Genomic DNA, 7,392 nt, shown 5'->3' on the forward strand with positions numbered 1-7,392 from the left:
CCGGGGCGGTCGGCTCGGTCGTCGGGCAACTCGCTCGGGCGGCCGGCGCGCGCGCCGTCGGGCTTGCGGGCGGGGCGGAGAAATGCGCCTACGCCGGGAAGGAGCTCGGCTACGCCGCCTGCGTCGACCACAAGTCGCAAAACTTCGCCGAGGAGCTCAAGGCCGCGGTTCCCAGCGGTGTCGACGGCCTGTTCGAGAACGTCGGCGGCGAGCCGTTCCAGCAGGCGCTGCGGCGGCTCAACGACTTCGCGCGGGCGGCGATCTGCGGCCTGATCGCCTCTTATGAGGGCGCCCCGACCGCTCTGCCCGACATGCGAATCTTCCTCGTCCGGCGCATCAAGGTCGAGGGCTTCATCGTCTCCGACCACATGGATCTCTGGCCCCAGGCCTTGGCCGAGCTCGCCGGCCATGTCGCCGCGGGCGGGCTCAAGTGGCGTGAGACGATCCGGGACGGCCTCGAGAACGCGCCGCTGGCCCTGGTCGACCTTTTGCGTGGCGGGAACTTCGGCAAGATGCTGATCCGGGTGGATTGAGCCTTGCTAAACGCTCTGCCCGGGGTTGAGCCAAGCTAAAGCGCCGCTTATGTTGTGGCATGAAACTCGTCGTCTGGCTCAGGCAAAAGGGCGTCTCGCGCGCGGAATTCGCCCGGCGCATCGGCGTTTCTCCCGGCGCCGTGACGCTGATATGCCGCGGCGACGGCGCTTGGCTGTCGCGCGAGACCGCCGAGCGCATCGTCGCCGAAACTGACGGCGCGGTCACGCCCAACGATTTCCTGCTCAACCCGCCGACAGGGCGAAAAGGACCCGACATGACCAATCCCGTCACGGAAGCCATCGAAGCCTTCGCGCGCGGCGAGATCGTGGTCGTCACCGACGACGACGACCGGGAGAACGAGGGCGACATGATCGTCGCAGCCTCGCTCTGCACGACCGAGAAGATGGCGTTTATCATCCGCAACGGCTGCGGCATCGTCTGCGCCCCGCTGACGACGGCGGACGCCCGGCGTTTGAACCTGCCGCCGATGGTGGCGGCGAACGACGCCCCGCTCGGCACGGCCTTCACCGTCTCGGTCGACGTCAAGCACGGCCTGACCACCGGCATCTCCGCCGAGCAACGCTGCAATACGGTAAGGGCGCTCGCAAACGGCAACATGGGCGCGAGCGACTTCGCCCGCCCGGGTCATGTCTTCCCGTTGATTGCGAAAGAGGGCGGCGTCTTGATGCGTTCCGGCCACACCGAAGCCGCGGTCGATCTCTGCAAGCTTGCCCAATTGCCCTTGGTCGCGGTCATCTGCGAGCTCGCCAACGACGACGGCACCGTCATGGTCGGGCCGCAGATCGCGACCTTCGCCGAGACGCACAATCTCAAACGGATCTCGGTCGCCGATCTCATCGCCTACCGGCAGGGGCGCGAGAAGCTGGTCGAGCGGGTGGCGACCTTTCCCGTCGAGACGCCGATCGGCGAGCTTCAGGGCTACGCCTATCGCACGACCTTCGATTCGGTCCTGCATTTCGCCTTCGTCCACGGCTCCGTCGGCGACGGCCGCAACATGCCGGCGCGGCTTCATCGCTGCGACATCGTCAACGACGTGTTCAGCGGCGGCGCGATCCCCAAGGTGCTGCAGCGGTTCAAGGAGGAGGGGCGGGGCACGCTCGTCTACCTGCGCGACGGATCGGCGGGGGTACCGGTGAACTTCGGCGCGGAGTCGTCCGGATCCGACACCATGCGCGAAAGACAGTGGCGCGAAGTGGGTCTCGGCGCACAGATCCTGCGCGATCTCGGCGTCTCGTCGATAAGGCTCAGGACCAATCACCCACGCACCTACGTGGGGCTCTCCGGCTTCGGCATCGAGATCGCATCGGTCGAGCCGATCGAGGGCTGATAGGGCGGATCAGGTGGGCCAGTTCCGCCAGCCGTTCGTCCCAAGCCTTCGAGAACGAGCGCCGCGGACAATCACGCTCGCGGGCCTCCTTAAGTCGATGACCATGGCGGCAGGGACTCGACGGCTTCGCTCGCCGGCGCCATCATGAGCGCCGTTCCTCGCCGCCAAAATCACGTGAGGGGAATTGGGAGGGCGCCTTCAATGGCGTACCTGTGCGCAAGAGCGCCGGCTGGGACGGAAAAACAGAGCGAGACCGTACTTGCAGCGCCCAGAGGCGGGCTGAATCCTGCGCGAAGGCGCGCGGCGGCCTTGGAGCGCTTGTTCGACGACAAACGGACGGGCGCATCGGCTGAACACAAAGAGACGCCGCCGTGACGGATCAGCCGCTCGCGCTCGAGATGCTCAACATCGTCAAGACATTCCCCGGGGTGCGGGCGCTCGACGACGTCAGCTTCGGCTGCGCGCGTGGCGAGGTTCACGCGCTTTGCGGCGAGAACGGCGCCGGCAAGTCGACTCTCATAAAAGTCCTCGGCGGGATCTATCCCCCCGACGCCGGGCGCATCCGCCTCGACGGGCGCGACGTCTCGTTCTCCCATCCTGTCGCCGCCCGCCGGGCGGGGATCAGCATCATCCACCAGGAGCTGAGCCTTCTGCCGTATCGGACGGTCGCCGAGAACATCTACCTCGGCCTCGAGCCTTCGCGCTTCGGCGCGCTCGACCGCCGCAAAATGCGCACAGATTCGGCGCGGCTCCTCGATCGCCTCGGCTCGGCCATCGCGCCCGACGTCGCGGCGGGCGACCTGTCGATTGCCCATCAACAGATCGTCGAGATCGCCAAGGCGCTCGCCCTCGACGCGAAGATCCTGGTGATGGACGAGCCGACCGCAGCCCTCGACGGCGCCGATGCTTCGCGCCTGCTCGATCTCGTCCGGCGCCTGAGCCGGCAGGGCGTCACGATCGTGTACATCTCGCATCACCTGTCGGAAATCCAGGCCGTGGCGGATCGCGTGACCGTGCTGAAGGACGGCCGGACCGTGCTGACCGCGCCGCTCGCCGAGGCGCCGACCGGCCGCCTCGTCCGCGCCATGGTCGGCCGCGACCTCAGCGACTTCTACCCGCCCCGTTCAACCGTCGCCCCCGGATCGCCGACGCTCGTCATCCGCGGTGGGACCAACGGGCGACTGCGCGGCGTCGATCTCGCTGTCCGCGCGGGTGAAATCGTCGGCGTCGCCGGCCTCGAAGGCTCGGGGAAGAGCGCGCTCGGCCGGGCCATCGCCGGAGACGAGCCGTTCGAGAGCGGGACGATGGAGATTGCCGGCAAGGTCGTCGCGTTTTCGAACCCGCGGTCTGCGCTCGAAGCAGGGCTCGGCCGCGTCGCGGAGGACCGGAAGCGCGAAAGTCTCCTGATGCAGCAGTCGGTGCGCGATAACGCCGCGCTAAGCCAGCGGGCGTTCGCCAACCTCCTCAGGTCCCCCAACGCCGCGCCGATGTCGACGGCGGCGACCGACGAGCGGCTGAAGCAGGTCGACGTGCGCGCCGCGAATTTCGATCAAGAAATCCGGCAGCTTTCCGGCGGCAATCAGCAGCGGGTGATCATCGCGCGATTGCTCGCGCTCGACCCTCAGGTCCTGGTTTTTTCCGAGCCGACGCGGGGCGTCGACGTGGCGGCGAAAGCCGCGATCTACCGGATCATGCGCGACCTCGCCGGCCGCGGGCGCGGCATTTTGATGATCTCGTCCGACCTGCCGGAAATCGTCGGCGTGAGCGATCGGATTGTGGTGATGCGGGAAGGTGGGGTCGCCGGCGAACTGCCGGGCGGCGCGGGCGAAGAGGACGTCATGGCGCTGGCCGTCGGTCACGACGATCGCGCGCCGCAAATGAGGGCGCAATGAGCGACGCCGGCGCGCTTCCTTCCCCTTCCGTCGGACGCTTCGGCCTAGCCGCACCGCTCTTGCTGTTCGTTGGATCCGTCGCGCTCTATGTCGGCGTGGCGCTTTGGACCGGGCAGACGAAAATGCTCGAAGCTGAGGGCGTGGTTGGTCTGCTTCAAAGGATGGTGGCGCTTGGGATCGTCGCGATCGGGCAGACTTTTGCGATCCTCGCCGGCTCGATCGACCTGTCGGTGGCGAACCTCATTAGCGTCGGCGCCGTGCTCGCGTCCTACGTCATGCAGGGGCGGCCCGAGATGATGCTGCCGGCCGTCGCTCTCGTCATCATCGTTTCGGCGGCGGTAGGGGTCCTGAATGGGGCGCTGATCGCATGGCTTCAGGTCAATGCATTCATCGCGACGCTCGGCGTCGGTCTTATTTTGCAGGGTCTGCTCTCAGCGAGCTTCACCAATTTCGCGGGCTCGGTGCCGAAGGAGTTTCAGGCGCTGGCCTACGGCGGCTGGGGCGGCGCGCCATTCTCGGTGATCGGCCTCTTCGTGCTCGCGGCGCTCGCCTCGGTCGTCCTCGGAGCGACCAAGTTCGGCGCCCATCTCTACGCCGTGGGCGGCAACGTCGAAGGGGCGCGGCTCGCAGGGATAAGAACCGATTTCGTCACGATCGGAGCGCATGTCGCGTGCAGCCTGACCGCAGGCGTCACGGGGCTCTATCTTGCCAGCCGCCTGCGCTCCGGCGCGCCCTGGGTCGGTCGCGACGGCGTCTACGATCTCGAGTCGATTGCGGTCGTCGTCATCGGCGGGACGCTGCTTGCTGGCGGGCGTGGGGGCGTCTGGGGGACTCTGGCGGGCGTCCTTCTGTTTGCGTCGCTGGACGCGGCCTTCAACATGCTCGGCGTCTCCGCCTATCCCAAGCTCGTCCTGCGCGGCGCGATCGTCGTCGCCGCCGTCGCCGTCTACGCCGTGCGGTCGCGGGACCTCGTCGCATGACCGTCGTTCTCGACGACAGCAAGCACGCCTCGCCCGCGGCCGCGTTCGCCCGGCAGATCAATTTCGCGGTGGTCGTGCTCGTCGTTCTCTATGGCGCGGTCGGGCTCCTGCAGCCGAGCTATCTCGAGCCCGCGGGCGCGATGAATTTTTTGCGCCGCGCGGCGCCGCTGGCGATCCTCGCCTCGGGGCAGGTCTTCGTGCTGGTGAGCGGCGGGTTCGACCTCTCGGTCGGATCGCTCGTGACGATCACGGTCATCGGCGGATCCATGCTTACGGCCAACGACCCCTCGAAGACCTGGTGGGCGATCGGCGTCCTCTACGCGATCGGTCTCGTCGTCGGCCTGATCAACGGCGCGATCGTCGCCTACCTCAAGACCCCTTCGTTCATCGCGACGCTCGGGACGCTGCTCTCGGTCAATGGCGCCGCGATGATGTGGTGCGGCGGCGCACCGCGCGGCTACCTGCCCGACAATTTCCGGATGTTCGGCCGTTTCATGTTTCACGACGTGCCCGTCGTGAAAGTCTTTCCGCTCGCGGTCCTCGTGCTCGCCGCCGTCGCGGCGCTCGCCTGGTGGGGCCTGCACGGAACCGTCTTCGGCCGGCGGGTGTTCGCCGTTGGCGACAACCCCCGCGCGGCTCGCCTCGCCGGCGTCAAGGTTGAAACCGTTCGGCTGGGGGCGTTCGTCATTTCGGCGCTGTCGGCGGTTACGGCGGGGGTCATGCTCGGCGGGTTCGGCGGGGTTTCGGTCGACGTCGGGCTCGGGCTCGAGCTTCAGGCGATCGCCGCCTGCGTTGTCGGCGGGGTCCAGCTCATGGGCGGGCGCGGCACCGTCGTCGGCGCGGTCGCCGGCGCCCTGACGCTCACCGCGCTCTTCACGCTTCTGACCCTGCTCGGCTTGCCGCAGCCGCTGAAGGAGACCGCGCAGGGACTCATTTTGATCGCGGCGGTGGCGTTCGGCGCATGGCGCCGTCGCCGCGTCGGATAACGGCGACGCAAAGGCGCGCCGTGTGAAAGCCGCATGGTCGGCAGGAGGAAAGAAAATGATGGTGAAAGCATCGGTCGCCGCAATGCTCGCGGCCGCGGCGCTGGCGGGGCTCGCGAGTCCAGCGTTCGCCCAGAACTTCGACGACCCGAAGGAATTCCAGGCCGCCAAGGATATGCTCGCGATGACGCCGGAGGGGCCCGCCGGCAAGCCGTGGGAGCAGCATGTCGGCGGCAAGATGGTCGACACGTCGCAATACAAGAAGCCCGGGCCGTACCGGATCTGCTTCTCGAACGCGAGCCTCGAAAACCCATGGCGCGTTGTCGGCTTCACGAACATGCAGGCGCAGGTCGAAGTGCTGAAGAACGACATCAAGTCCTTCACCGTCGCCGACGCCCAGGCCAAGGACGACAAGCAGATTTCCGACATCAGCGCCTTCGTCGAGAGCGGAAACTGCGACCTGCTCATCGTCTCCCCGACCACGACGGCCGCGCTGACGCCTGCGGTCGAGGCCGCGTGCAAGAAGCTTCCGGTGATCGTGTTCGACCGCGGCGTGCTCACCCAGTGCCCGGTGACTTTCATCAATCCCGTCGGCGGCTATGGGTGGGGCATCCAGACGGCGAATTTCGTCGTCGACAAACTGCCCAAGGGCGGGAAGGTGCTGGCGCTCAGAATCTCGCCCGGCGTCGACGTGCTCGAGACGCGATGGTCGGCCGCCAACCGGATCTTCAAGGAGCACGGGATCAACGTCGTCGGCGCCGAGTTCACCGGCGGCGACAACGCCAAGACCAAGCAGATCGTCGAGGACTACATCAATCGCTTCGGCAATATCGATGCGGTCTGGATGGACGCGGGCGCGACCTCGGTCGCCGCGCTCGAGGCCTTCGAGGACGCAGGCAAGCCGTATCCGATCATCACCGGCGAGGACCAGGAGGACTTTCTCAAGAAGTGGAAAGAAAAGAGCCTGACGGCGATCGCCCCGACCTATCCGACCTTCCAGTGGCGGACGCCGATCATCGCCGCGGTCGAGATCCTCAAGGGCGAGCCGGTGAGCGGACCGAACTGGAAGCTGCCGCAGCCGACCATCACCCAGGCCGACCTCGACAAGTACGTCAACGACAAGATGCCGCCGCTGCACTACGCCATGTGCGGCTGCGAGGACCTGCCCGGCTATCCGCAGCGCTGGGGCGGAAAGTAGCGAGCGTTGGAGGCGGAGGGGCTTCGCGCCCCTCCGCCGTTGACCGGCGAACCGGCCCTAGAGCCCGATGAAATCGGGTCGCGACGGTCAAACCGTCACCCTACCGCCCTCCCACGCGCGTGAAGGGCGGGGGCCCGGATTTTGATTGCGGAAAATCGGAAATACCGCTATGATCCCTTCATGCGATCCTCTGATGAAGCGCAAACGGATCGACGCCGTCTTGGACGGGACGCGGCCGCTTACGCGGGGTTGGGTCGCATGACGAAGAAATTCGCGCGCAACAATATTTGTGGACTGCACCCCTCGGCTGAGACACGGCTAATTCGGTGCCAGGGCTTCGTCCTTGTTTGTTGGGTTGCGGTTGTCCCGGCGGAATTCGGCCTCGAACTCGGCTGGGGGTTTGTAGCCGAGCGCCGAGTGCAGACGCTTGGCGTTGTAGACGGTGTCGATGAAGGCG

General features: G+C 67.0%; 6 protein-coding genes. All 6 read left to right on the forward strand.

Annotation, left to right across the window (positions count from 1 at the left end):
* A partial coding sequence (locus ACLP25_RS12235) for a zinc-binding dehydrogenase (RefSeq protein ID WP_442469468.1) occupies positions 1-533 on the forward strand: 533 nt, incomplete at its 5' end.
* Between the two features lie 59 nt (positions 534-592).
* Complete coding sequence (ribB, locus tag ACLP25_RS12240; protein WP_442469469.1) at positions 593-1,882, forward strand: 3,4-dihydroxy-2-butanone-4-phosphate synthase; 1,290 nt, start codon at positions 593-595, stop codon at positions 1,880-1,882.
* A 371-nt stretch (positions 1,883-2,253) separates the two neighbouring features.
* On the forward strand, positions 2,254-3,774 hold the full coding sequence (locus ACLP25_RS12245; RefSeq protein WP_442469470.1) for a sugar ABC transporter ATP-binding protein: 1,521 nt from the start codon (positions 2,254-2,256) through the stop codon (positions 3,772-3,774).
* Positions 3,771-4,754 (forward strand): ABC transporter permease, encoded by a 984-nt coding sequence (locus ACLP25_RS12250; RefSeq protein ID WP_442469471.1) that lies wholly within the window; start codon positions 3,771-3,773, stop codon positions 4,752-4,754. Before ACLP25_RS12245 ends, ACLP25_RS12250 begins: the two co-directional genes overlap by 4 nt.
* Complete coding sequence (locus ACLP25_RS12255) at positions 4,751-5,740, forward strand: ABC transporter permease (protein WP_442469472.1); 990 nt, start codon at positions 4,751-4,753, stop codon at positions 5,738-5,740. Before ACLP25_RS12250 ends, ACLP25_RS12255 begins: the two co-directional genes overlap by 4 nt.
* Before the next feature lie 55 nt (positions 5,741-5,795).
* Positions 5,796-6,935, forward strand: a complete 1,140-nt coding sequence (locus tag ACLP25_RS12260; protein WP_442469473.1) for a substrate-binding domain-containing protein — start codon at positions 5,796-5,798, stop codon at positions 6,933-6,935.
* The last annotated feature ends 457 nt before the right edge of the window (positions 6,936-7,392 follow it).

Origin of the sequence: Roseiarcus sp. (genome assembly GCF_052145395.1) — a bacterium.
Taxonomy (GTDB): domain Bacteria; phylum Pseudomonadota; class Alphaproteobacteria; order Rhizobiales; family Beijerinckiaceae; genus Roseiarcus.

What these genes read in the sequence shown, in the direction of transcription:
- ribB (WP_442469469.1), top strand. Translation starts at nt 593, where the DNA reads ATGAAACTCGTCGTCTGGCTCAGGCAAAAGGGCGTCTCGCGCGCGGAA.
- ACLP25_RS12250 (WP_442469471.1), top strand. Translation starts at nt 3,771, where the DNA reads ATGAGCGACGCCGGCGCGCTTCCTTCCCCTTCCGTCGGACGCTTCGGC.
- ACLP25_RS12255 (WP_442469472.1), top strand. Translation starts at nt 4,751, where the DNA reads ATGACCGTCGTTCTCGACGACAGCAAGCACGCCTCGCCCGCGGCCGCG.
- ACLP25_RS12260 (WP_442469473.1), top strand. Translation starts at nt 5,796, where the DNA reads ATGATGGTGAAAGCATCGGTCGCCGCAATGCTCGCGGCCGCGGCGCTG.